The organism is Streptomyces neyagawaensis, assembly GCF_023516595.1.
Lineage (GTDB): Bacteria > Actinomycetota > Actinomycetes > Streptomycetales > Streptomycetaceae > Streptomyces > Streptomyces neyagawaensis.
On sequence record NZ_JAMGBG010000005.1, the window covers coordinates 391,437 to 415,125 of the forward strand.

Annotated in this window: 21 protein-coding genes; 10 read left to right on the top strand and 11 right to left on the bottom strand. The window is 72.5% G+C overall.

The window, feature by feature from the left end; genetic code table 11:
* Positions 1 to 25: 25 nt before the first annotated feature.
* Both M8J73_RS04100 and M8J73_RS04105 read right to left on the bottom strand, forming a co-directional pair.
* Positions 26 to 409: a hypothetical protein gene (locus tag M8J73_RS04100; RefSeq protein ID WP_107467553.1), complete on the bottom strand. Its 384-nt coding sequence runs from the start codon at positions 407 to 409 to the stop codon at positions 26 to 28.
* A gap of 269 nt (positions 410 to 678) precedes the next feature.
* Positions 679 to 1,602 (bottom strand): MurR/RpiR family transcriptional regulator, encoded by a 924-nt coding sequence (locus tag M8J73_RS04105; protein ID WP_249828238.1) that lies wholly within the window; start codon positions 1,600 to 1,602, stop codon positions 679 to 681.
* 185 nt (positions 1,603 to 1,787) lie between these two features.
* Between M8J73_RS04105 and M8J73_RS04110 the strand changes: the two genes are divergently transcribed.
* On the top strand, positions 1,788 to 2,171 hold the full coding sequence (locus tag M8J73_RS04110; protein ID WP_249828239.1) for a hypothetical protein: 384 nt from the start codon (positions 1,788 to 1,790) through the stop codon (positions 2,169 to 2,171).
* Positions 2,171 to 3,004, top strand: coding sequence for a DUF1206 domain-containing protein (locus M8J73_RS04115; protein WP_055542427.1), 834 nt, complete (start codon positions 2,171 to 2,173; stop codon positions 3,002 to 3,004). Before M8J73_RS04110 ends, M8J73_RS04115 begins: the two co-directional genes overlap by 1 nt.
* Before the next feature lie 7 nt (positions 3,005 to 3,011).
* On the opposite strand, the gene M8J73_RS04120 is transcribed toward M8J73_RS04115, so the two are convergent.
* Positions 3,012 to 4,664: a cholesterol oxidase substrate-binding domain-containing protein gene (locus M8J73_RS04120; RefSeq protein ID WP_055542428.1), complete on the bottom strand. Its 1,653-nt coding sequence runs from the start codon at positions 4,662 to 4,664 to the stop codon at positions 3,012 to 3,014.
* A 285-nt stretch (positions 4,665 to 4,949) separates the two neighbouring features.
* On the opposite strand from M8J73_RS04120, the gene M8J73_RS04125 reads away from it, so the two are divergent.
* Both M8J73_RS04125 and M8J73_RS04130 read left to right on the top strand, forming a co-directional pair.
* Complete coding sequence (locus M8J73_RS04125; RefSeq protein WP_055543290.1) at positions 4,950 to 5,450, top strand: DUF6328 family protein; 501 nt, start codon at positions 4,950 to 4,952, stop codon at positions 5,448 to 5,450.
* Between the two features lie 65 nt (positions 5,451 to 5,515).
* Positions 5,516 to 8,731 (top strand): amidohydrolase family protein, encoded by a 3,216-nt coding sequence (locus M8J73_RS04130; protein WP_249828240.1) that lies wholly within the window; start codon positions 5,516 to 5,518, stop codon positions 8,729 to 8,731.
* 57 nt (positions 8,732 to 8,788) lie between these two features.
* Here M8J73_RS04130 and M8J73_RS04135 read toward each other — a convergent pair whose 3' ends face one another.
* Complete coding sequence (locus M8J73_RS04135; protein WP_249828241.1) at positions 8,789 to 10,012, bottom strand: 4-hydroxybenzoate 3-monooxygenase; 1,224 nt, start codon at positions 10,010 to 10,012, stop codon at positions 8,789 to 8,791.
* An 85-nt stretch (positions 10,013 to 10,097) separates the two neighbouring features.
* Positions 10,098 to 11,078 carry a threonine/serine dehydratase family protein gene (locus M8J73_RS04140; protein ID WP_249828242.1) on the bottom strand — a complete coding sequence of 327 codons (981 nt, stop codon included), beginning with the start codon at positions 11,076 to 11,078 and terminating at the stop codon, positions 10,098 to 10,100.
* Positions 11,079 to 11,256: 178 nt separating this feature from the next.
* Between M8J73_RS04140 and M8J73_RS04145 the strand changes: the two genes are divergently transcribed.
* Both M8J73_RS04145 and M8J73_RS04150 read left to right on the top strand, forming a co-directional pair.
* The gene (locus M8J73_RS04145; protein WP_249828243.1) at positions 11,257 to 11,829 is read left to right on the top strand and encodes a hypothetical protein; all 573 of its coding nucleotides are present in this window, start codon (positions 11,257 to 11,259) and stop codon (positions 11,827 to 11,829) included.
* Positions 11,830 to 11,913: 84 nt separating this feature from the next.
* Positions 11,914 to 12,480, top strand: coding sequence for a DUF4291 domain-containing protein (locus M8J73_RS04150; RefSeq protein WP_055537865.1), 567 nt, complete (start codon positions 11,914 to 11,916; stop codon positions 12,478 to 12,480).
* A gap of 94 nt (positions 12,481 to 12,574) precedes the next feature.
* On the opposite strand, the gene M8J73_RS04155 is transcribed toward M8J73_RS04150, so the two are convergent.
* A complete protein-coding gene (locus M8J73_RS04155) occupies positions 12,575 to 13,840 on the bottom strand; it encodes a DUF418 domain-containing protein (RefSeq protein WP_206187800.1) in 1,266 nt (421 codons plus the stop codon).
* Positions 13,841 to 14,107: 267 nt separating this feature from the next.
* On the opposite strand from M8J73_RS04155, the gene M8J73_RS04160 reads away from it, so the two are divergent.
* The 3 genes from M8J73_RS04160 (at position 14,108) to M8J73_RS04170 (ending at position 17,308) form a co-directional block, all read left to right on the top strand.
* Positions 14,108 to 15,337 (top strand): DUF418 domain-containing protein, encoded by a 1,230-nt coding sequence (locus tag M8J73_RS04160; protein ID WP_055537869.1) that lies wholly within the window; start codon positions 14,108 to 14,110, stop codon positions 15,335 to 15,337.
* A gap of 187 nt (positions 15,338 to 15,524) precedes the next feature.
* Entirely contained in the window at positions 15,525 to 16,193 is a 669-nt protein-coding gene (locus M8J73_RS04165) for a response regulator (RefSeq protein WP_169797825.1), read from the top strand.
* Positions 16,190 to 17,308: a sensor histidine kinase gene (locus M8J73_RS04170; RefSeq protein WP_249828244.1), complete on the top strand. Its 1,119-nt coding sequence runs from the start codon at positions 16,190 to 16,192 to the stop codon at positions 17,306 to 17,308. Before M8J73_RS04165 ends, M8J73_RS04170 begins: the two co-directional genes overlap by 4 nt.
* 25 nt (positions 17,309 to 17,333) lie before the next feature.
* Here M8J73_RS04170 and M8J73_RS04175 read toward each other — a convergent pair whose 3' ends face one another.
* The 4 genes from M8J73_RS04175 to M8J73_RS04190 all read right to left on the bottom strand — a co-directional run bounded on the left by M8J73_RS04175 (position 17,334) and on the right by M8J73_RS04190 (position 21,345).
* Positions 17,334 to 17,684 carry a UBP-type zinc finger domain-containing protein gene (locus M8J73_RS04175; RefSeq protein WP_055542650.1) on the bottom strand — a complete coding sequence of 117 codons (351 nt, stop codon included), beginning with the start codon at positions 17,682 to 17,684 and terminating at the stop codon, positions 17,334 to 17,336.
* Positions 17,681 to 19,189, bottom strand: coding sequence for an ATP-binding protein (locus M8J73_RS04180; protein WP_055542649.1), 1,509 nt, complete (start codon positions 19,187 to 19,189; stop codon positions 17,681 to 17,683). The genes M8J73_RS04175 and M8J73_RS04180 overlap by 4 nt, the downstream gene beginning before the upstream one ends.
* Positions 19,190 to 19,217: 28 nt before the next feature.
* Entirely contained in the window at positions 19,218 to 20,894 is a 1,677-nt protein-coding gene (locus M8J73_RS04185) for an NAD(P)/FAD-dependent oxidoreductase (protein ID WP_055542648.1), read from the bottom strand.
* Positions 20,895 to 20,991: 97 nt separating this feature from the next.
* Positions 20,992 to 21,345 (bottom strand): VOC family protein, encoded by a 354-nt coding sequence (locus tag M8J73_RS04190; protein ID WP_055542647.1) that lies wholly within the window; start codon positions 21,343 to 21,345, stop codon positions 20,992 to 20,994.
* Positions 21,346 to 21,403: 58 nt separating this feature from the next.
* Here M8J73_RS04190 and M8J73_RS04195 point away from each other — a divergent pair, with 58 nt between their 5' ends.
* Positions 21,404 to 22,276, top strand: coding sequence for a universal stress protein (locus M8J73_RS04195; protein ID WP_249828245.1), 873 nt, complete (start codon positions 21,404 to 21,406; stop codon positions 22,274 to 22,276).
* 16 nt (positions 22,277 to 22,292) lie between these two features.
* Here M8J73_RS04195 and M8J73_RS04200 read toward each other — a convergent pair whose 3' ends face one another.
* A complete protein-coding gene (locus M8J73_RS04200) occupies positions 22,293 to 23,540 on the bottom strand; it encodes a DUF4032 domain-containing protein (RefSeq protein WP_249828246.1) in 1,248 nt (415 codons plus the stop codon).
* Between the last annotated feature and the right edge of the window lie 149 nt (positions 23,541 to 23,689).

Consider the following 23,689-nt stretch of genomic DNA (forward strand, 5'->3'; position numbering starts at 1 on the left):
CCGCCTATCGCGAACGTCGCACGTGTCAGTGCGAGGCGCGGGCGTGGTTGTGGTCCACGAGGGCCTGGCTGACCGCCCGGATGGAGCGGGCGATGTGGCTGAGCTGCATGACCTCGGCGGCGTACATCTTGATCGTGTGCTCGATGACCGACTCGGACATCCCGAGGCCGGGCAGCTCGGAGCGGGCCGTCTGCAGGGCCGTGCGGGCGACCCGGATCTCGTGCTGGACCTGGATCTGGGCGTGCCGGGCGAGCAGGACGGGGTGCCGCAGCATCGCCGGGTAGCTGCCGTAACGCGCCGGCACCAGCTCGCGCAACCACTTGGCCGCAGACCGCTCCCAGTCGTAGCTACCGGGTGTCTTGACCTGGCACGGCCAGTCCGTGCGGATCGGCGAGGAGGTGAGGGCCATGTTCAACACTCCGGTCTTGCATCGAGGCGAAATGAATTCCTGCGGTGGAGTCTTGGGCGGCCCCGGTCTAGGGGATGGCCGGGGCCGCCGCACCCGGGGCGCCGTGGCGGGTAGGAGCGGACGGTCCCGGGCGGAGGACGCGTCCCGGAGTCTCACCGGGCCGCGATCCGGGAGCAGTATTTATATATACCGATGAGTTTGCAAGGGCATGAAAAAATTCATGCCGGGAAAGTTCTGAATAATCCCGTGCTCTGGGGATGTAGGGGGACTCAGTCCCTGAGGAAGAACTGGTGCTGCTCGGAGACCTGCTCGTACGCCTCCAGCCGGGCCTGGGTCCGTTCCGGGTCGGCGTCCGTCATGGCCTGCAGGAGCGCCGAGGACATCATCACCGGGGCGGCGTAGGAGTCGAACACCAGGCGTGAGCCGGTGGCGGTGGCGAAGACGGCGTCGGCCTCGTCGGCCAGCGGCCCGAGCCCCAGATCGGTCACGAGGGCTACCTTCAGCCCGGCCGTGCGCGCGACCCGCAGCGCGGTGAGCGTCTCCTGCGCGTGCCGGGGCATGGAGAACGCCAGCAGCCAGGTGCCGCCCGCCTCACGGGACTGCAGCAGCGCGTCGTAGGCGACCGTGCCGCCCTTGGTCACGAGCCGGACGTCGGGGTGGATACGGCGGGCGGCGTAGGCGAAGTACTCGGCGAGGGCGCCGGAGATCCGCAGGCCGAGGACGGTCAGCGGGGTCGAGCGGGACAGGGCGCGGCCCACCTCGATCACCTGGTCCGGGTCCGCGAAGTCGCGCCGGAGGTTCTCCAGGTTCTCGATCTCGGCGTCCACGGCGGCCTGGAGCTCGTTGCTGCGGTCCGGTGCGGGGGCGCCCGGCGCGCTGCCGAGGGCGGCGAGCGCGATGGCCTGGAGCCGCTCCCGCAGCGCGGGGTAGCCGCTGAAGCCGACGGCGGCGGCGAACCGGGTCACCGAGGGCTGGCTGACGCCGACGCGGTCGGCGAGGTCCGTGATCGACAGGAACGCGGCCTCGGTGATGTGCTCGATCAGGTACTGGGCGATGCGCCGCTGCCCGGGGGAGAGACGGGGCCCGTCGAACAGCTCTCTGAGCCGGGCCGTGGGCGACGGCTCGGTCTCCTCGGCGGTCCGCCCGGACGTGATCGCTGATGCCTGCGCACGTGCCTGCTGCGGCGATGGCACCCGCGCGCCTCCTTCGTCTCCCACGACCACTCAACATAGCCCACGGTCAGCGGGGTGACGGGCGCGTCCGACGCGCGAGTGAACCGCTCCGGGCCCGGTAGCCGGGGCGCGACCTGCGGGACCCCCGTTTCGGGCCCACCATGGGGGTACACGCAACCCTGTCGTCCACACCAGGGAGAAGGCTCGTGACTCTGCCCCATCTGCCCGTGTCACAGGTCGAGGTCGTGCTCTGCGACTGCTCCGCACAGGACGCCGAGCGCGTCTTCGCGTGCCTGTGCGCCCATTTCGAGTCGGACCGGAGTCCCGAGGACCCGCCGCACGAGGCCGCGGGCGGCCGACCCACCATGTGGACCGGCACCTACGACACGGCGGCCGTCCCCTCCGGCGCCGAGGAACCCTCCGCACGGCTGTCCGGCCCCGTCACCGTCGATGTGCAGGGCAGTCCGCCCGCCGTCCGGATGCTGCGGGCGGCCCTGGAGGAGAGCTACTCGGTGCGTCAGGTGGGTGTGGACGCCGGCGACCAGGAAGTGAGCCTGCAACTGCGGCTCGAAGGACGACAGGAGAGCTGATGACGGCAGTGGGGGTGGGCAGCGGGCGTGCGGCCCGTGGTTCTGTGACGGAGGGCGCGGCCCGGGCCGGGCTCACCGCACGCGGTGTGATCTATCTGCTGGTCGGGGCGCTGGCCCTGCAGATCGCCTTCGGTGAGGGCGGCGGGCAGCAGGCGGACCGGCAGGGCGCGCTGGAGGAGATATCGGAGAAGCCGCTGGGGTCGGTCCTGCTGTGGGCCCTCGGTATCGGCGTGGTCGGCATGGCCCTGTGGCGGCTGTCGGAGGCGGTGTTCGGCGCGGCGGGTCCGGACGGCCGCAAGTGGACCAAGCGGCTCGCGTCGGCCGCCCGGTTCGTCTTCTACACCTTCGTCGCCTACTCGGTGCTGACCTTCGCGGCCGGCTCGGGCGGCGGGAGCGGCGGGGGAGGGGGCTCCAGCGACGAGCAGTCGAAGGACGTGACGGCGCGCGCCCTGGAACTCCCCGCCGGCCAGTGGCTGGTGGGCGCGGCCGGGGTCGGCGTGATCGTCGCGGGGGTCTGGATCGCTGTACGGGCCCTGATGCGCTCGTACCACAAGCACCTGCGTCTCGGTGAGATGTCGCGCCGCACCCGCCGTGCCGTCGATGTCACCGGGGTGGGTGGCGGGCTCGCGCGGGGCCTGGTCTTCGCCGCGGCGGGCGTCTTCGCGGTCCGTGCCGCCATCGACTACGAGCCGGACAAGGCCAAGGGCCTCGACGACACCCTGCGCTCCTTCGCCGACACACCCGCCGGCCCCGCGCTCCTCGCCTGTGTCGCGGCGGGCCTCGTCCTCTTCGGGCTGTTCTCGTTCGCGATGGCGCGCTGGCGCCGGGTCTGAGATTCGCTCACGCGAACAACCGGTCGAGGAAGGAGTTCCCGTACACCCGGTGCGGGTCGAGCCGGTCGAGGACCTGCCGGGCCCCGGCCCAGCCAGGCCCCTCGCCGTCCTCGTACGAGGCGGGTACGACGGTGCGCAGCACCTCCTCGTCGTTCCAGGCCGCCTCGTCGGTGTACCCCCAGCCCTTCGACCACTCGACGCGGGTGAGGGCGTGACCGCCGTCGTACGTCCTGACCAGGAACCGCTCCAGTTCACGGAAGAACGCCTCGGCGCCCGGTGTCCCCGGCAGCGTCAGCACGTCCAGCCACACCGCGGTGTCCCACTCGGGCCGGTCGGCGCGCGGCCGCAGTGCCGACAGCAGCGGGGCCCGGGCGCCGGCCGCCCCGACGTCCGCCGGGTCGTCGAGGCCGGTCACCCGGATCTCGACCGAGCCGTTGACGGGGAAGCTGCCGCGCGCCGCGTACGCGGCGAGCCGTTCCCGGTAGAAGGACGTGAACTCCGCGATCACACGCTGCACCCGGCTCCGCGAGGTCAGTACCGCGTACCCGTTCGCCGTCACCCGCAGGGTCGTCGGCCTGACGTAGAGCAGCGTGTTCTTCGACGGCCCCCACAGATCCGCCGACGCCGTGGCCACCAACCCCACCTCCGCCGCGGTCAGTTGGGCCTTGCCCAGCACCGGGGCCAGATACCAGGCGCCGTCCGACACCATCCGCCCGACCAGGTCCGCGACGACCGTCGGCACGGTGTCCGAGAACGGGTAGTTGTACGGCGAGGTCACGCGTCGGGAGGTGAGCGGGCGGGTGGGCGCCACGCTCCACACCTTCAGCCAGGGGAACTCGGTGAACGGGAACCAGATCGCCTCCAGCCGCCCCGCCTCGTCCAGGAAGCTCTCTAAGGTGCGCCCGCCGCTGCCGGGAGCGGCGAACAGCTCCACGGCGGGGATGTCGGTCCGGCTCCGGCACCGCAGGTTCGTGTCGGCCCCCACCCGCAGCACGAACTCCGTGATCAGCGCCCGTCCCACATGGGTGAGCAGCGCGGCACCGTCGGCCTCGTCACGGGTGAACGTCCGCAGCACATACGCGTCGCTGTCGGCGTCCCACACGACCGCCGTCAGCTCCAGCACGAGATTGCTGAGCGAGCCGTAGGTGTGCCCGGGCAGCCGGGTCTCCCCGTCGGCGGGTACGGCCGTGCCGTGGGCGTCGACGGCGAGGGCGCCGCCGTTGGAGAGGTCCCCGGGCGCCGGACAGGCCGTCACCCCGAGCCCGTGGCCCTCCAGGAAGGTGAGCAGGCCCTCCAGGGTGGCGCCGGAACCCACCCGGACCGCCGCCGGGTCGGTGGACTCCAGTGACAGGGCGGTGAGGTGCCCCGTCGGGTCGACGAGCAGCACGGGCGCGCCGGACCCGGTCCCCTCGGTGACGGTCAGCGGCGACCAGCCGTGGGAGAGGCCCCGCGGGCGGATCCTCCAGCCGTGCCGCCGGGCCCAGTCGACCACCGCCACCGCCTGCTCCCCGTCGGCGGGCGCGCACGCCCACAGGCCGGACGCGGTGATCTCGCCGACCCAGTTGCGGTACGCGGAGCGGTACAGCTCCACCTCCTCGGGGAAGCCGGGCAGCTCGGCCGCCGCCGAGGCCGGGTCCTGGCGGACGAACTGCGGCGTCAGCGCGAACGCGGCGGTGCCGAGGAGGAACCCGCGGCGGGACCACGGCGCGGACCACGACGCGGACGATGGCGCGGGCCACTGCGCGGGCCGCCCGGGCTCGGGCGGGAGGGCGTCGGCCGGCTTGTCGGTGGTCACGTGATCACGCTAGGCGGGAGGGGCGCACATACGACCGATCGGTTCAGCGGATTCACTCGTGCGAGTGAAGCGGTGGATCTTCCCGCTTGTCGGTGCCGGGCGGGGCGCCATCCAGAAAAGGGGGGACACCGACCGAGCCTGGAGGACGCCGTGCCCGGCACCGACAACGGATACGCCACTCCCGAGCGCGGCCGCGACGAGACGGCGGACGAACGCGCCGACCGCCGCTGGGGCGAACTCATCCAGGAGGTCCGGGTCGCCCAGACCGGCGTGCAGATCCTCTTCGGCTTCCTGCTCACCGTCGTGTTCACCCCGCGCTACGCACAGCTGGAACAGACCGAGCAGACCATCTACATCGTGACCGTCGTCCTGGGCGCCGCCGCCACCGGCGCCCTCATCGGCCCCGTCTCCTTCCACCGGATCGTCGCCGGTCGCCGCATCAAGCCGGCCGCCGTGCTGTGGGCGGCCCGGCTGACCGTGGTCGGCCTGATCCTGCTGCTCGCCACGATGACCGCCGCGCTGCTGCTGGTCCTGCGCGTGGCCACCCACGACGGCTATGTGCCCTGGCTGGTGGCGTGTGTGCTCGTCTGGTACCTGCTGTGCTGGTTCGCGCTGCCGGCCTGGATCCGCCGCCGTCATTCCGGCGGGTGACCTCCGTGACTGGCGCGAATGGTGGTGTTGCCGCTGGGGCGCGTGGTGCGCCAGCGTGACGTTTCATGGACCCTGACCACAGCAGCTCCATCCCGTCCCTGACCCGCCGTCAACTCCTCGCCGCGGGCGGCGCCGCAGCGGTCCTCGGCGCCGCCGCCACGACGACCCCGGCCGACGCCCGCGACCGCGCTGCTGCCACTGCCACCGCCACCGGCACCGCCCTCACCTTCACCCGGGCCACCAACGGCTCGGCCACCCTCGCCCCCGGCGGCGACACCCTGATCGCCGAGGTCCAGAGCGGGCTGTGGTCCCTGCCCCGACGCGGCGGCAAGGCGGTCCCCCTCACCCCGGCGGGACTGGAACCCAACCGGCCCACCTACTCCCCGGACGGCTCCCTCGTCGCGTTCTGCGCCTACCGGGACGGCGGCTTCCACCTGTGGACCATGCGCCCCGACGGCTCCGGCCTGCGGCAGCGCACCGACGGCCCCTGGGACGACCGGGGCCCGGCCTGGTCGCCCGACGGCACCCGGATCGCCTTCGGCTCCGAACGCGGCGGCGACCCCGTCACGGGCAGCCCGTACCGGATCCACGTCCTGGACCTGGCCACCGGGGACATCGCCCGCGTCACCGGCCTCCCCGGCCAGGACGGCCCCCTCCAGGACGGCGCGTGGGAGGACTTCGACCCCACCTGGTCACCCGACGGCCGCCGCCTGCTGTTCGTCCGGGCCAAGGTCGTCACCTCCGCCGCGGGCACCGGCGTCGAGTCCAGGACCGTCGTCGCCGTGGCCGCCGACGGCACCGGCCCGGTCACCGTCGAGCACACCGAGACCGAGGCCGCGCAGGTCATGACGCCCGCCCTCGCCCCCGACGGCCGCCGCCTCGCCTATCTGCGCACCACCGCCTCACCGGGCGGCTCGTGCACCCTCGTCGTCGACGGCGAGCCGGTCCGCGTCGGCGGCGACATCGCTCCCGTGCCGCCACGCTGGACAGCCGACGGGGCCCTGCTGATCACCCTCGACGGACAGTTCACGCTGCTGCGCCCCGACCACCCCGACAAGCCCGACACCATCCCCTTCGAGGCCGTGCTCCCCGTCGACCGGCCGCGCTACCGCGTCAAGGAGTACGACCTCGGCGAGGCCCGGGTCCGGCCCGTGCGCGGCATCCACCTGCCCGCGCTGTCGCCCGACGGGCGGAGCGTCGCCTTCGCCGCCCTCAACGCGCTCTGGCTGGCCGGCACCTCGGGCGGACGCCCCCCGAAGCGGCTGCGGACGTCGCCGCCGACCCGCTACCTCCTCGCTCCCTCCTGGTCCCGTGACGGGCGCTCCCTCGTCTACGCCGACGACCGCGACGGCCTGCTCGGCGTGTACCGGCACGATCTCGCCACCGGCGAGGAGACCGCCCTCGCCACCGGGGGCCGTGTCATGCCCGCCCTCTCACCCGACGGGCGCCGGCTGGCCTGCCTCGACCTGACCGGGCGCCTCGTCGTCCGCGACCTCGCGAGCGGCGAGGAACGCGTCCTGGCCACCCCCCTCGGCGGTGGCGGGCTGCCCGGCCGGCCGTCCTGGTCGCCCGACGGCAGGTACCTCGCCCTGTGCGACCGCAACCGTCTCGGCGCCCGCTTCCGGGAGGGCTACAACCTCATCCGCGTCGTCGACACCAGGACCGGCGCCGACCGGCTGCACGCCGTCGCCCCGCACACCTCCATCGCCGACCGCCACGACTCCGGGCCCGTCTGGTCGCCCGACGGCCGCTGGATGGCCGTGATCGTCGAGTCCGCGCTGTGCCTCCTGCCCGTCGCCGCCGACGGCACCCCGCGCGGCGAACTCCGCACCCTCACCACCGAACCCGCCGACCATCCCACCTGGTCCGGCGACTCCAGGACCCTCCTGCACCTGTCCGGCACCAGGCTCCGCCTCCTCGACATCGCCGACGGCCGCACCCGCACCGTCCATGTGCCCCTCGACCGCTCCCGGACCACCCCCGCCGACACCGTCGTCCACGCCGGTCGGCTCTGGGACGGCACCGGCGACACCGTCCGCGAGGACGTCGACATCGTCGTCCGCGGCGGCCGCGTCACCGCCGTGGAACCCCACCGGGCCGGCCGCCGTGCCGCCCTGCGCCGGATCGACGCCTCCACGCACACCGTGCTCCCCGGCCTGTGGGACACCCACACCCACCCCTGGCACAGCACCTACGGCAGCCGCCAGGCCGCCGGGCAGCTCACCTACGGCGTCACCACCGCCGTCTCCCTCGGCGGGTTCGCCTACGAACAGGTCCGCATCCGCGAGGAGGTCGCCGCCGGCCGCCTCGCCGGGCCCCGGCTGCTCACGACCGGTGAACTCCTCGACGGGGCGCGCGTCGCGTACAGCATGGGACGCGCCCACCGGACCGAGGCGGGCCTGAGGCGCTCGCTGGAGCGGGCCGCCGCGCTCGACTGGGACTTCGTCAAGACCTACGTCCGGGCGCCCGGCTGGGTGATGAGCGAGGCGGCGCGCTTCGCCCACGAACGGCTCGGCGTGCGCACCGGAAGCCATCTGCTGTCCCCAGGCGTCCAGCTCGGCCAGGACCTCACCACCCATCTCCAGGCCACCCAGCGCGCCGAGTTCGGGCACGCCATCACCAGCACCGGGCGCGCCCACCAGGACGTGGAGGAGGTCTACAGCGCCCACGGCGTCGGCTTCTCCCTCATCGCCACGCCCTTCACCGCCGCCCCGCTCCTCGGCGCGGATCCCGCCCTCGCCGACGACCCGCGGGTCACCGTCGTGATGCCCCCGTGGGACGCCCTCTCCGTACGGCAGTCCGCGGGCACCCCGCCGACGCCCGCCCAACTGGCCGCGCTGCGCACCGAGACCGACGTGTACCGGCGGATACTCGCCGCGGGCGGCCTGGTGGCCCTCGGCACCGACCAGCCGCTCGGCCCCGTCGGTCTCTTCCTCCACCTCGCTCTGCGCGCCCTGCACGCGGGGGGCCTCAGCCCCGCCGAGACCCTGCGCACGGCGACCGTCATGCCGGCCCGGCTGTTCGGTCTCGACGACCACCTCGGAACCGTCCAACCGGGCAGGCTCGCCGATCTGACCGTCGTCGACGGCGACCCCTTCACCGACTTCGACAGCCTCGTGCGGACGGTGGCGGTCCTCCGCGGCGGCACTCACTACACCACCGAGGACCTGGTGGCCGCGTACCGGCCGACCGCACGCCGGGCGAGGGCCGCCGAGAGCGAGGAGCACTGGCTGGAGGTGGGCCGGCTGATGCGCAGGGACGGGTGCTGCGACGCCCACTGAGCGAACACGACGAGGGACTCCCTCGGCCGACCGTCGGCCGGGGGATCGTCAACCGCCCTAGTGGTCGGTGTCCTTGCCGATGAACAGTTCCGCGAACGTCGACGCGGCGGCGGGGGAGTGCAGCAGGCGCCGCAGCCTGGCCTTCGCCGCGCCCGCCCGGAAGGGGTCACCGGACGACGGGCCGTGCAGCAGCTCCGCCAGCCACTGTGAGAACTCCTGGTAGTGCCAGACCCGCCGCAGACAGGCCGCGGAGTATCCGCGCAGCCCGCTGTTGTCGCCCCGGCCCAGACACGCCACGAAGGCGTCGGCGAGCAGCAGGGCGTCGTGCAGTGCCAGGTTCATGCCCTTCGCGGCGATCGGCGCGACCAGGTGGGCGGCGTCGCCCGCCAGGTACAGCCGCCCGTACGCCATCGGCTCGGTGACGTAGTTGTGCATGTCGAGGACCCGCTTCTCGACCAGGGGCCCCTCCGTGAGCGGCTCCGCGCCGGTCACCGCCAACCGGGTGTGCAGCTCCGACCAGACCCGCTCGTCCGGCCAGTTCGCCGGGTCGTCGCCCGCCGGGACCTCCAGGTAGTAGCGGGTGACCTCCGGGCTGCGCGCCATGTGCCCGGCGAAGCCCCGCGGATGGACACCGAGGATCACACAGTCCGACGACGGCGGCGCCTCGGCGAGCAGCGCCAGCCAGCCGACGCCGTGGTCATGGCGGGCCACGGTCGCGTGTCCGGCCGGCAGCGCGGTCCGGGTCACCCCGCGCGCTCCGTCGCAGCCCGCGACGAAGTCGCAGCGCAGCAGCCGCCGTTCACCCGTCGCGCCGTCCGTGTACGACACCGAGGGGTGTTCGCCGTCGAGGTCGTGCAGCTCCACCTCGCGTACGCCGAAGCGGATGTCGCCGCCCCGGACGTCCGCGTACTCCCGCACCAGATCCGTCACCAGCAGCGGCTGCGGATACACGTAGTGGTGGTGCCCGGTGATCTCCGTGTACGGGAACCGCTGCCGCTCACCGTCGAAGCGGAACTCGAACTCGGTGTGCACGGGCGCCCGTTCCACGAGCCGGTCGGCGAGCCCCCGCCGCTCCAGCGCGCGCACCGCCCACTCCTCCAGGAACCCGGCACGCGGCCGCCGCTCGATGAACTCCCGGCTCTCGGTCTCCAGCACCACGCAGTCCACGCCGGCGGCCCGCAGCACGGTGCCGACGGTGAGCCCGGCGGGCCCCGCGCCGACGATGACGACGGCGGTGCGCTCGACCGTGGGGGAGCCCGGTGAAGGGGTGGGGGTGGTCACCCGGGCATTATGCCGGGCGCCCGCTCGGACACCGTCAACTGCCATCGAAGGAAAGCCCGTTGACGCCCGGCAGTGACAGCCGGCGTCACAACCCGAAGCGCCGCGTCCACTCCGCGATGTCCGCCGGGGTCGTGTTGCCGCCGCACACCACCAGGCCGAGCCGGGCCCCCTCGCCGACCCGTTCCACGACCTGTCGGGCGGCGGGCAGCAGACAGCCGGCGGCGGGTTCCGCCCACACCTTGGCGTGCTCGGCCAGGTCGAGGACACCGCGGACCGCCTCCGCGTCCGGCACCACCAGGACGTCCTCGACGAGCGCGGACACATGGTCGTAGGTGAGGCGGGAGGCGGAGGGCGCGCTGAGCGTGGTGACGATCGAGGACAGGTCGACGGTGACGGGGCCGCCCGCCGCAAGGGCCTCGCTCATGCAGGTGGCGCCCTCGGTCTCCACGCCCCAGACACGCACCTCCGGCCGCAGCGCCTTGAAGGCGGCGGCGACACCGGCGATCAGACCGCCGCCGCCGATGCTGACGAGCACGTCCGTCACCTCCCCGGCATCCCCCTCGGCCGCGTCCTGCGCGTCCTCGGCGAACTCCAGGCCGACGGTGCCCTGACCTGCGATCACCACCTCGTCGTCGAACGGGTGGACGAGGGTGAGGCCCTCGGCCCGCAACCGCTCGGTGAGCGCGAACGCCTCCGCCATGCCGTCGGTGAGCCGCAGCGACGCGCCGGACGCCTCGACGAGGTCGGTGGACCGCTTGGGCGCGGTCCGGGACATCACCACGGTCGCCTTGATGTGCAGGGCCGCCGCCATGTGGGCCAGGGCGATGCCGTGGTTGCCGCCGCTCACCGCGACCACGCCGGCGGCCCGCTCCGCCTCGGTCAGCGACAGCAGCTTCGCGGTGGCGCCGCGGGCCTTGAAGGAGCCGGTGCGCTGCAACAGCTCCAGCTTGGCGGTCACCGGCACACCGAGGAACGCGCTGAGCCCCGGGCTCCGTACCGTCGGTGTCCGCACGACGTGATCCGCGATCCGCTCGGCCGCCGCCCGGATCTCGGAGATCCCGATCAACTCACCCACCCCGCCCCATGAAGCCGTTGCCGACGTCGGCCGGGCCGACGTACTGCCTTGACCTTGATCCACGATGGCGCCGAGGTCAAGCGACATCGGGCGGCCGGGCCGTGCGCCGACCGTGGATCAGTAGGGTGGGGTTGGGGCGGGCGTCGCGCCAAAGCATGGGGGAGGCGCCGTGTTGGTCGGGGCGAGGACCGGATTCGGTCTGGAGTTCCACGTCGAGCGGGACCCGGGGCTGCTGTGCGTCGATGTCTTCGTGGGCGGGCTCCATGTGAACGCGTGGGACAACGCGTTCTACCCGCCGCTGCTGGTCAAGAAGCTGAAGGACGAGCTGAGCCGCTTCAACGCGCCGACCGCGCGGCCGACGGGATTCACCTCGCCGGAGGAGTCCTTCCGTATCGCGGAGCACTGGATGTACGGCGACACCGGTACCGGGACCCGCTCCGGGGCGGATGCGGGGGCGGAGGCGGGCGAGGAGCTCGCGCGGTGGGAGTTCCTGGAGTGGGGCGAGTGCACGGACCAGGTGACGGCGTTCGCGTTCCCTGACGGAGACCAGGTGCACCTGGCCTGTCGAGTACGGGACGGAGGCGGCCAGGCCCGTGACACCGAGGCCCGGCGGGCCCCGACGGTGGTGTCGATGAGCCGGGCGGCGCTCGTCGACACGCTGGAACGCGGCCTCGCCGTAGCCGAACACGAGTGGGCCGTCCGGCTCGCCGCCATGAAGGCCCGCGGCGACTCTGATCATTGACCGGGACGGCGTTGAAGCCGTCGGAGGCCGGTCGCGGGGAAATTCCTTCGCGACGCGCACACACCGAATGACAGGGTGCGGCGCATGGCCCCCCAGTACCAGGTCCGCGCGGACCACGACGCCGACACGATCGTGGTCTACCAGGCATACGCGCCTGCCATAGCCGACGCGGCGCTGCGAGCGGGCCGCTTCGTCGCGCCGTTCTCCTTCCACAGGATGACGTGGATCAAGCCCTCGTTCCTGTGGCTCATGCATCGCAGCAACTGGGCCCGCAAACCAGGTCAGGAGCGCGTGCTCGCTGTGCGGATGACCCGCGAGGGCTGGGAGGAGGCCCTGTCCCGAGCCGTGCTCACGACCGCGGATCCGGCAGCCGTGGCCAGGGCGGCCGTGCATGTCCAGTGGGACCCGGAACGCTCGCTGCGCGGAGCCGCACTGAACCACTACAGCATCCAGGTCGGCATCGGCCGCGATCTGATCCGGACCTTCACCGACGACTGGATCGTGAGCCTCACCGACCTCACCCCGCGGGTCCGCAAGGCGGCGGCACTGACCCGAACCGGCCACACCGCCCAGGCCCAGCGACTGATTCCCGCAGAGCGGGCCTACCCGCTCCCCCAGGGGCCGGCGAACCTCCTGACGCGGGGCGCATGACACGACCGGCGGTCTCGGACCGGCGACCTCAGCGAAGGGCGGCCGCGTGCAAGGCCGGGGTGGGACGTGGAGGCGTCCCACCCCGACCGGGGGCTCATCGGATGTGCTTCGCCGGTTTGGTGGCGGCGTTGAGCAGGTACTCCAGGGGGCCTCGGCGGAAGAAGCGGGACCAGACGGCGGCGAACACGGTGGCTCCGAGGACGAACATGAGCAGGGGCAGCCAGGACGTCCGGGTGCCGGTCCCGGCGGGCACGGACAGCGCGGACTGGGCGAGGAAGTGGCCGACGTAGGCGGTCAGGGACATGGTGCCGACAGCTATGACCGGTTTCGCCAGGCGGCGCAGCCGCGGCAGCCGGTCCATCGCCACCGTCGCGCCCACGATCACGAGGATCGCGACGCCCACGCTGCCGATGATGTCGAACGTGGTGCCGCTGTGCGGCCCGGCGGTCAGCAGCATCGACGCCGGCATATCGGGGAACGAGCCGCCGCCAGAAGGCATCGAGGCGCTGTCGAGTGGTATCGAACCGGAGCCGCTGGACGACCCGTCCTCCGCGAGGCTCCGCAACGCTCCCGGGCCGGCCAGCAGCAGGGACATGCCGTAGGCGGCCGCGGTGAGGGCGGCACCGAGCGCGGCCAGGCGCCGCTGGACAGTGCCGGAGGACAGGTCGAGGCGGCCCAGTGCCATGCCCGCGATCACGAACGACATCCACGTGAGCGCCGGGTAGAAGCCAGTGAGCAGCAGGTCGAGGACGCCGACCTCACTGAGCCGGCGGAGCGGGTCGTAGGAGTTGATGCCCTCCTGGACGGAGGGAGTCAGCAGCGAGGTCAGGGAGAAGGCCAGTTGCGGCGTGACCAGGGCGAACGCGGCCGCGATGATGGCGAGGGTCCTGGCGCTCAGTCGCATCAGGGGCAGGGCGAGGAGGAAGTAGACACCGTAGAAGCCGAGGATGATCACGCCCCCGTACTCCATGGCCATGGCGGTGCCCAGGGCCAGCAGGACCACGGCGCGGATCGCGATGCGGGCCTTCGCCTGCCGGCCGGCCAGGCCGGTCTTGGGCCGGCGGCGGCCGGCGAGCAGCATGAGCGAGAACCCGGCGAGGGTGGCGAAGAGGACCGAGGAGTGGCCGTCCGCCATGTACCGGATCCAGCTGGCGGGGCCGTGTGTGGCTGACAGCGGGGGGCCGATGTGCACGACGTACATGCCGAACACCGCCAGTGCACGGGCCAGGTCCACCCCGACGAGGCGGCCCATCGAAGGGCCGTTCGAGGCCGGTTCGGTGGACTCGGGGGAGGGCCGGTGCTGGGGAGGTGCGTCCTCCCGCTGAACCGGCGTCTCCTGTGGTGGCTGTGTTTGCGTCATACGCAGACCTTCGCGTGGCGGTCGGCGGGCGGACCATCCGGCAGGTTTCGGGACCGGCCCTGCCGGTCGGCGGGTATCACCCTGCCGACCGGCGGAGACTCCTGGCGGTGCGGGACGGGCGACCGGACGGGAGGGCCGTGCGAGCCCCACGCAGCCCGGTGAGCGCCAACTCCAGCCACACGGCGGGGTGTTGTCCGCCGGTCGGCAGGGCGGTCACAGCCTTCTGCCGGATATTCCATGATCGGCACGGTCTCCAGGCTGAGCCGCATGACGCATCATCCCGACACCCCCCTGCCCACGGCGGACGCGTCGTCACCGGCATCCGAGAACACCGGGGCCCCGACGGACGCGCCCGGCGTCGGCCGTCTGGTCGGGTTGGACCTTGCCCGTGGCCTCGCCGTCTTCGGTATGTACGCGGTCCATGTAGGGCCTCCTCCGGGCCAGGGCGTTGTCATCGACTCCCTGATGGAGCTGGCGCAGGGTCGTTCCTCCGCCCTGTTCGCCGTACTGGCCGGCTTCGCGGTCGCCCTCATCACCGGGCGCCGCACACCGAAGACGGGCCGGGCCGGCCGTCAGGCCGTCGCCAAGGTGATCATCCGGGCCGTGATCCTGGTGGCCCTGGGCACCGCCCTGACGATGACCGGCACCCCCGTCGTGCCGATCCTCGCCTTCTACGGACTGTTCTTCCTGCTCGTGCTGCCGCTGCGTCGGCTGGGCGCCAAGCCGCTGGCGCTGATCGCCGCGGGGTGGGCCCTGACCGGCCCGCCGCTGCTGTACCTGTTGAAGCCGGTGGTCGGCGGCCGCTCGTTCCCCACCGTCGGCGAGGCCGACGGCCTCGTCTCGCTGTTCTTCACCGGCGGCTACCCGGCCCTGACCTGGGTGCCGTTCGTCATCGCCGGGATGGCCATCGCCCGCCTCGACCTGGCCGCCACGGCGGTCCGCATACGCCTGGCCCTCTCCGGTGTCGCGCTCGCCGTCGCCGGCTACGGCGGCTCCTGGCTGGCGCTGCGTCTCGTACCGGGGGCCGCCGCGGCCGTCCAGGAGGCCGAGAAGGGGTCGGCCATGGCCTCCATGCCGTCCGCGTCCTCGATGGCGTCGCCATCGCCCGGCAGCGCCGGCATCTTCGGTGACAGCCCGGCCGGGCTGCTGGTCGCCTCCCCGCACAGCGAGGCGACCCTGTCCATCGTCGGCAACACTGGCGTGGCGATCCTGGTGATCACCGCGTGTCTGGCCGCCGTGGACGCCTTCCCCCGGCTGCGCGGCCTTGCTCGGCCCGTCATCGCGGTCGGCTCGATGTCGTTGACCGCGTACGTCTACCACATCGTCGCCATCTGGCTCCTGGACACCGGGGGAGTGACCGTCCAGCCCCTCTACGTCCTGCTCGGCTTCATCGCGTCCGTGACGGTCCTCGCCACCCTCTGGTCCCGCTTCTTCCCACGAGGGCCGCTGGAGTGGCTGATGGGCAGGGCGACCGGGATCGCCGGGCGTATTCAGTGAGGCGCCGATCATCAGGGCTGCTCATCAAGGCCGGAGAGCGTCCGGCGGGGGAGGGTGGTGTCCCTGCCGACCGGTGGGTGCTCCCCCGCCGGGTGGCTGGACCTGCGACGGGAGGGGCCGTGGGGAGTCATCGGGGCTTTAAGGTCGGGTCGGCAGGTGTCGGGTGGTGGGGGAGAGGGTGGCGTGCGTGATCCGGGTTGTGGTGGTGGACGACGAGGCTCTGGTGCGGTCGGGGTTCGGGTTGATCCTGGGCGCGTCGGAGGACATCGAGGTCGTCGCGACCGCGAGTGGCGGTGAGGCGGTCGAGACGGTCCGCCGGGTGCGGCCGGACGTGGTGCTGCTGGACATCCGGATGCCGGACGTCGACGGGCTCACCGTGCTCCGGGAGCTGCGGGCGGCGCCGGACGCGCCGGTCGTGGCGATGCTGACGACGTTCGACGCCGACGAGTACATCCTGACCGCGCTGCACTGCGGCGCGGCCGGGTTCCTGCTGAAGGACACCGAGCCCGAGCAACTCGCCCATCTCGTACGCACCCTCGCCGCCGGCGGTGTGGTCCTCTCCCCCAAGGCCTCACGGACCCTGCTGCACAGCCACCCCGGCACCGGGACGGCCGTGGACGCCGACGCCGCCCGGGTCCGGCTGCTCACCGCACGCGAACGTGATGTCCTCGTCCTGGTGGCGGAAGGGCTGTCGAACGCCGACATCGGGGCGCGTATCCATCTGGGCGCCGGCACCGTCAAGGACCACGTCAGCGCCATCCTGACCAAGCTGCGGGTGACGAGCCGGGTGCAGGCGGCGCTGCTCGCGCAGCGGGCCGGACTCCTCGACGAACGCACCCAGGACGCCGCCCGATGACCCGCGCACGCACCCTGTGGCAGCGGATCCCCCCACCGGTCGTCGACCTCGTCCTGGTGGCGGCGGCAGCCGTCGACGTGTGGGTGACCCTGTGGGACGACTCACCGCTCGGCGTCGGACTAGCCGCCCTCGGCTGCACGGCGCTGGCCTTCCGCCGCCGGCTCCCGCTCGTCGTGTTCCTGCTCACCCTGCCGCTCGCCCTGACGCAGGATGTCGCCGTCGCTCCGATCGTGGCGCTGTTCACCCTGGCCGAACGGACCCGCAACCGCCTCCTGCTCGCCATCTGCGTCGCCCTGACCGGCATCGCCAACAGCATCCCGTGGCCCGAGGTGAGCCTGATGGCCATAGGCCAGACCATGACCCTGGTCGTCTTCGTCTACGGCCTGGCGACCGCCGCCGCCCCCGTCCTCTTCGGCCAACTCCTCCAAGCCCACCGGGACCTGGCCCGGCGACTGGTCGAGATCGAGGAAGCCCGCGAACACGAACGCGCCCTGCACGCCCAAGCCCTCCTCGCCCGCGAACGCGCCCAACTCGCCCGCGAAATGCACGACGTCGTCTCCCACCAGGTCAGCCTCATCGCCGTCCAGGCCGGCGCCCTCCAAGTCGCCGCACCCGACACCGACACCAAGAACGCCGCCCGCACCATCCGCTCCCTGAGCGTCACCACCCTCGACGAACTGCGCACCATGGTCACCCTGCTCCGCGCCTCCGGCAGCAACACCACCGAACTCACCCCCCAACCCACCCTCGCCGACCTCCACACACTCGTCGAATCCAGCGGCACCCACGCCCGGCTGACGGGTGAACTACCGCCCACCGTCGCCACCCCCACCCAACGCGCCCTCTACCGCACCGTCCAAGAAGCCCTCACCAACGTCCGCAAACACGCCCCCGGCGCCACCGCACACATCGAACTCTGGCAGGACAGCGACCACATCGGCGTCACCATCACCAACACCCCACCCACCCGGCCCTCCCTCCCCCTGCCCGGATCCCAACAAGGCCTCCTCGGACTACGAGAACGAGCCGACATCCTCCACGGCACCCTCCACGCAGGCCCCACCACCGAAGGCGGCTACCGCGTACACCTGCAAGTCCCCCTCACCGCCGACTGAGACGGCGTAGGCGCGGGCACCCGGCTCACCCCAGGTGCTGCGCCCAGTCCGGCGGCACGCGGCCCGCGGGCCCCGGGGCCGGCTGGTCCGCGGGGTGGCTGTGGGGTGGCGCCAGGTCGGGGCCCGACTCGTACATCTCGGACGTCTCGTAGTTCCAGAACCATGTCTCGCCGGGCTCGTAGCTCTGGACGAAGGGGTGCCCGGCGGCCGCGGCGTGCGCGGTGGCGTGCTTCGCGGGGGAGGAGTCGCAGCAGCCGATGTGCCCGCACTGGGCGCAGCGCCGCAGATGGAACCACCAGCCGCCGACGGCGTCGCACTCCACGCAGCCGGCCCCGCTCGGCGGCACGGCGGGATCGATTCCGGCGGGCAGGCTCATGACGTCTCCTCGGGCGCGTCGGAATCGGGCGCGTCGGATTCGGGGGCGAGGGTGAGGTCCAGGTCCGGCGCGGGCGCCGTCAGCGGCAGCAGGACCTGGAAACGGGTGTCGCCGGGTGCCGAGTGGACCTCGATGTGCCCGTGGTGCTTGTTGACGACGATCCGCCAGGAGATGTCGAGGCCCAACCCGGTGCCCTGCCCGACGGGCTTGGTGGTGAAGAACGGGTCGAAGATACGGCCCCGGATGCCGGGCGGGATGCCCGGTCCCGTGTCGCGGAACTCGACGAGCAGCTGATCCCGGTCGTCGCGGGCCGTGCGCACCGTCAAGGTGCCCTCGCCGCCGGTGTCGTTGATCGCCGCCACCGCGTTGTCGATGAGGTTCGTCCACACCTGGTTCAGCTCGCCCGGGTAGGCGGGGATCCTCGGCAGCGTGCGGTCGTACTCCTTCACCACCCGGATGCGGTCCCCGATCTTCCCGGACAGCATCAGCAGGGTGCTGTCGAGGAGTTCGTGCACATCGGCGTTCTGGTAGGGGGCCCGGTCCAGCTGCGAGTACTGCTTCGCCGCGTCGACGAGCTGGCTGATCCGGGTCGTGGAGTCCTCGATCTCGTTCATCAGCAGCTCGGTCTCGACCGTGTAGTTGAGCCAGCGCACCGCCCCTTCGAGGGTCTGCTCGTCCACGGATGCCGCGACCCGGTCCAGCCACGCGGTGTCGAGCCCGGCCTGCACGAAGTTCGGGGCGAGCTGCCAGCCGCCCGCGATGCCGTGGTCGTCGAGCCAGTCCGTCAGCTCGTCCTCCCGGTCGGCCGCCTCCAGCGGGCTGAGCGGTGTCGCCTTGGCGACCTGCTCGGCGGTCCGCTCCTGGAGCTCGACCAGCGACTCCAGTGTCTCGCGTCGGAACGGCCCGGAGGCGATGGCACCCAGTTTGTGCCGCATACCGGCCACCCGCTCCCGCAGCGCGGAGGTGGCCCGTACGGCCGCCGCGGCCGGGTTGTTCAGCTCGTGGGTGAGGCCCGCCGACAGCGACCCGAGTGCCAGCAGCCGCTCCCGCTGCCCGATGGTCCGCTGGGTGTTCTGGCTGCCGAAGAAGAGGCCCTCCAGCAGATGCACGGCCATCGGGAACCACTCGCGCATGATCTCCGCGAACGACGCCGAGGGCAGGATGAAGAACCGCGACGGCTCGATGACCCGCATGGACCCCTTGTAGCGGGCCTGGTCGGCCTGGTCGCCCAGATACGCCTGGAACGCGCCCGCGTACACCCCGCGCTGCGAGGTGCGGTTGAGCTCCACATCGTCGTCGCCGACCTGCCGCGACATCACCAGCGTGCCCTGGAGGAGCACGAAGAAGCAGGTCGCGGGCTCGCCCTCGCGGTAGACCCAGCCCGGTTCGAACCGCTCGACGCGGCCCTCACGGCACAGCCGGTCCAACTGCTCGGGCGACAGCTTCTCGAACAGGAACAGCGTGGCGAGTTCCGCCCGGTCGCAGGCGAGCGGCTGCCCGCTCACGACACCGCTCCGGAGACCCGCGCGCTTCTCATGACTGCTCCAGATAACGGTGCACGAGCATGACGGCCATCGCTCCCTCTCCCACGGCGGACGCGACCCGCTTCGCGGACTCGTACCGGGCGTCCCCGGCGACGAACACGCCGGGCACATTGGTCTCCAGGTGGTACGGCGGCCGGTCCAGCTCCCAGCCCGGCGGTGGACTCCCGTCGACGGTCATGTCGGGCCCGGCCAGGATGAAGCCGCGCTCGTCGCGCAGCACGGTGCCGTCCAGCCAGTCCGTCAGCGGCTCGGCGCCGATGAACACGAACATCCACTGCGCGTCGACCAGTTCCTCGTGCCCGCTCGCGACGTCCTTGAGGGTGAGCCGCTCCAGCTGGTTGGTGCCGTGCGCGGCCTCGACGACCGTGCCGGTGCGCACGTAGATGTTGGGCGTCTCCGCGAGCTGCTGGATCAGGTAGTGCGACATGGACGCCGCCAGCGACTCCCCGCGCACCAGCAGCGTCACCGACTTGGCGCCGCGGGACAGATACATCGCCGCCTGCCCCGCCGAGTTGGCGCCGCCCACGATGTACACGTCGTGCCCCTGGCAGGCGGCGGCCTCGGTGAGCGCCGAGCCGTAGAACACCCCGCAGCCGTTGAGGTCGGCACAGCCCGGCGCGGTGAGCTGCCGGTACGACACGCCCGTCGCGAGGATCACGCTGTGCGCGGCGACCGCCGAACCGTCCGAGAACCGGATGGTTCGCGCCGCCCCGTTCACCTCCAGGCCGCTGACCTCGCGTGCGGTGAGGATCTCCGCGCCGAACTTGGTGGCCTGCCGCCGGGCCCGGTCCGTGAGCTGCGCGCCGGACACCCCGTCGGGGAACCCGAGGTAGTTCTCGATGCGTGAGCTCTGCCCCGCCTGGCCGCCGGTCGCCGACCGCTCGACGAGCAGCGTCCGCAGCCCCTCCGACGCCCCGTACACGGCCGCGCCCAGCCCGGCCGGGCCGCCGCCGATGACGACCAGGTCGTAGAAGTCCTCGGCCGGGGTCGTCGCCAGCCCCACCGTCTCCGCCAGCTCCGGGTCCTCCGGCGCGACCAGGGGCGTACCGTCCGGGGTGACCACGAGCGGCAGCCGCTGCCCGTCCGCGCCGGCCGCGGCGAGCAGCCGCCGCCCCTCCGGCTCGTCGGACGAGAACCAGCGGTACGGCACCTGGTTGCGGGCCAGGAACTCCCGGACGCCCGAGGACCGGGCCGACCAGCGGTGCCCGACCACCTTCGTCGTGCCGGCGCAGGTCCGGTCGGCCGCCCGCCACGCCTGCAGCAGATCGTCCAGGACCGGGTAGAGCTTCTCCTCCGGCGGGTCCCACGGCTTCAGCAGATAGTGGTCGAGGTCGATCACATTGATCGCGTCGATGGCCGCGTTGGTGTCGGCGTACGCAGTGAGCAGCACCCGGCGCGCCCCCGGATAGACGTCCAACGCCTGTTCGAGGAACTCGATGCCGTTCATCTGCGGCATCCGGTAGTCGGCCAGGACGACCGCCACCTGGTCGCCGCGCAACTTCAGCTCCCGCAGCGCCTCCAGGGCCGCCTCACCGGACTCGGCCCGTACGATCCGGTACGACTCGCCGTAGCGCCGTCGCAGATCCCGGGCCACCGCACGAGACACTCCCGGATCGTCATCCACGGTGAGGATCACGTTCCGCGCCGGACCGACCGCCTGAGTCATATGCCTCCCACCCCGAACCAATGTGCTCATCGTATGTTCGGACGTTCGGGTTCGCTCGGCTTCGGAGTCTCCACCCCCACTCGCCTCGAGCGGCCGGTCAGCTGCGGCGTCCGGAGAGGACGCAGAACTCATTGCCCTCCGGGTCCATGAGCACGACCCATGACTCGTCCCCCTGTCCGACGTCCGCGTGGCGGGCGCCGAGAGCGAGGAGCCGGGACACCTCCGCCGCCTGGTCGACCGGGCGGAAGTCGAGGTGCAGCCGGTTCTTCACGGTCTTGGCCTCGGGGACCGGAGTGAACAGCAGGCCGGGCACGCGGTCGGGCTCCGGGCGGATCTCGTACTCCTCCGGCGTGTCGTTCACCACCACCCACCCGAGTGCCTCGGCCCACCAGCGCCCGAGAGCCACCGGATCGGCGGCGTCCACCACTACCTGCTCCCAGTTCAGGTCCATGCCGCGAGGGTAGTGAAGACTGGGCCCGTCAGCCTGATGAGACGAAGAAAGGTGGCCGATGTCGACGCGCCCGATCACCGCCGCAGTGGACGGTACGCCCGAGAGCCTCGCCGCACTGGCGTGGGCCGGCCGGGAGGCCGTACGCCGGGACGTACCGCTGCGGGTGGTGCACGCCTGGCAGTGGCAGCCGCACGAGGCGATCACCGTGGACCGGGACGGACAGGCCGGATGGGCACGGGACGCGCTCGCCGAGGCCGTCCGCGGCGTCACCGAGCGGCACCCGGGCCTGGAGGTCTCGACGGACCTGGTCGAGGGGCCGCCGGTGGAGTCCCTGACCGCCGCGGCGGAGCACGCCGAGACCCTGGTACTCGGCTCGCGCGGCCACGGAGCCGTCGTGGGCTTCCTCCTCGGCTCCGTGGGACAGCAGGTCCTCGTCGACTCCCCGCGTCCCGTCGTGTTCGTCCGCGCCGGTGACGAGGCCGCCGCCGAGGCCGCCGGACGCGAGGTCGTCGTGGGCCAGGGCGGCACACCCGAGGACAGCGCCGCCACCCTGCGGTTCGCCTTCGAGACCGCGGCCGCCCGGGGCGCCGCCCTGCGGGCCGTCCGCGCGTGGACGCTGCCGCCGCTGTACGCGTACAGCCCCGGTTCGCTGAAGCTGCTCGACGAGGCGGGCGGCCTCGAACCGTACGAGAAGAAGGCGCTCGCCGCCGCGCTCCGGCCGTGGCGGGAACGCTTCCCCGAGGTACGGGTCACCGAACACGTGGAGATCGGCAGTGCCGGTCAGGTCCTGCTGTCCGTCGCCGGGCACGCCCAGCTGATGGTCGTGGGCCGCCGCGCCCGGCGCACGGCGGTCGGCGCGCGCATCGGCTCTGTGGCCCACGGCGTCCTCCACCACGCGCCGTGCCCGGTGGCGGTGGTCCCGCACGCCTGAACGGCGGGCGCGCGCCTCACATCCCGGTGACGTCGTCGATCGGCGGCGGCAGCACCGCGCGCGCCTTCGGCAGGACGTGGTCGATGTAGTCCTTCACGGCGATGTCCAGCCCGATGTCCTGCTGCGCCCGCTCCGACAGGTACCAGCGGTGCTCCAGCAACTGGTGGTAGATCTCCGCCGGGTCCATCGAGCCGCGCAGCTCCAGCGGCACGGCCCGCACGGTCGGGCGGAACACCTCGCGGACCCAGCGGTGCGCCAGCACCTCTGGGCGGGCGCCGAGGGGGTCACCCGGGGCGTAGTCGTCCTGGGTGGCCATCCAGCTCTCCAGGTCGTTCAGCAGCCGACGGGCCTGGTTCTCCTCGGTGTCCAGGCCCGTCAGCCGCAGCAGCTGCCGTTGGTGGTGGCCCGCGTCCACCACCTTCGGCACGAAGGTGACCGTGTCGCCGTTGGACGAGTGCTCGATCTGCATCTCGGCCACGTCGAAGCCCAGCTCGTTCAGCCGGCGGATACGGCGCTCGATGTAGTGGTACTTCCCGGCCGGGTACACCGACGTACGCGTCAGCTCCTCCCACAGCCGGCGGTAACGGGAGCAGATCTCGTTGCCGAAGTCGATCGGGTCCACCGACGGGTGCAGCGCCCCCGACGCCTCCAGGTCCAGCAGCTCCCCGCTGATGTTCACCCGGGCCAGGTCGAGGTCGTACTCCCGCTGCCCGGTGCTCAGCTGCGCGTGCAGATCACCGGTCTCGGCGTCCACGAGATACGCGGCGTACGCGCCCGCGTCCCGCCGGAAGAGGGTGTTGGACAGCGAGCAGTCGCCCCACGCGAACCCCGTCAGATGCAGCCGCACCAGCAGCACGGCCAGCGCGTCCATCAGCCGGTGCATCGTCGCCGGACGCATGGTGGTCTCGAACATCGAGCGGTACGGCATCGAACCGCCGAGGTGCCGGGTGATCAGCACCGGCTCCAGCGGATCGCCCGCCTCGTCGGTGCGGCCGGTGACCACGCCGAGGGCGTCCACCGCCGGGATGCCCAGCCGGTCCAGGTCGCGCAGCAGCCCGTACTCGCGCAGCGCGGGCCGCTCGGCGAGCTCCTTGACGGCGATCACCTCGTCGCCCGCGCGGGCGTAGCGCACGACGTGCCGGGAGATACCGCGGGGGAGCGGGACCAGGTGGTGCTCGGGCCACTCCTCCAGGGGCAGGTGCCACGGCAGTTCGAGGAGCAGCGCGGGGTGTTCCGGGTTGGTGGCGCTGATCTGCAGTGCCATGGGTCCTCTGCCTTCGTCTCACGGTCGAACGGGTGCTCGGGGGACGGGCGGCGCATCGCCCCCGCTGGAGCATCTCCGCATTTGAAGGACCGTTTCGTCAACAGAGAGTGAAACAGAGACGGACACAGGTGGCACGGGCGGACGCGGCA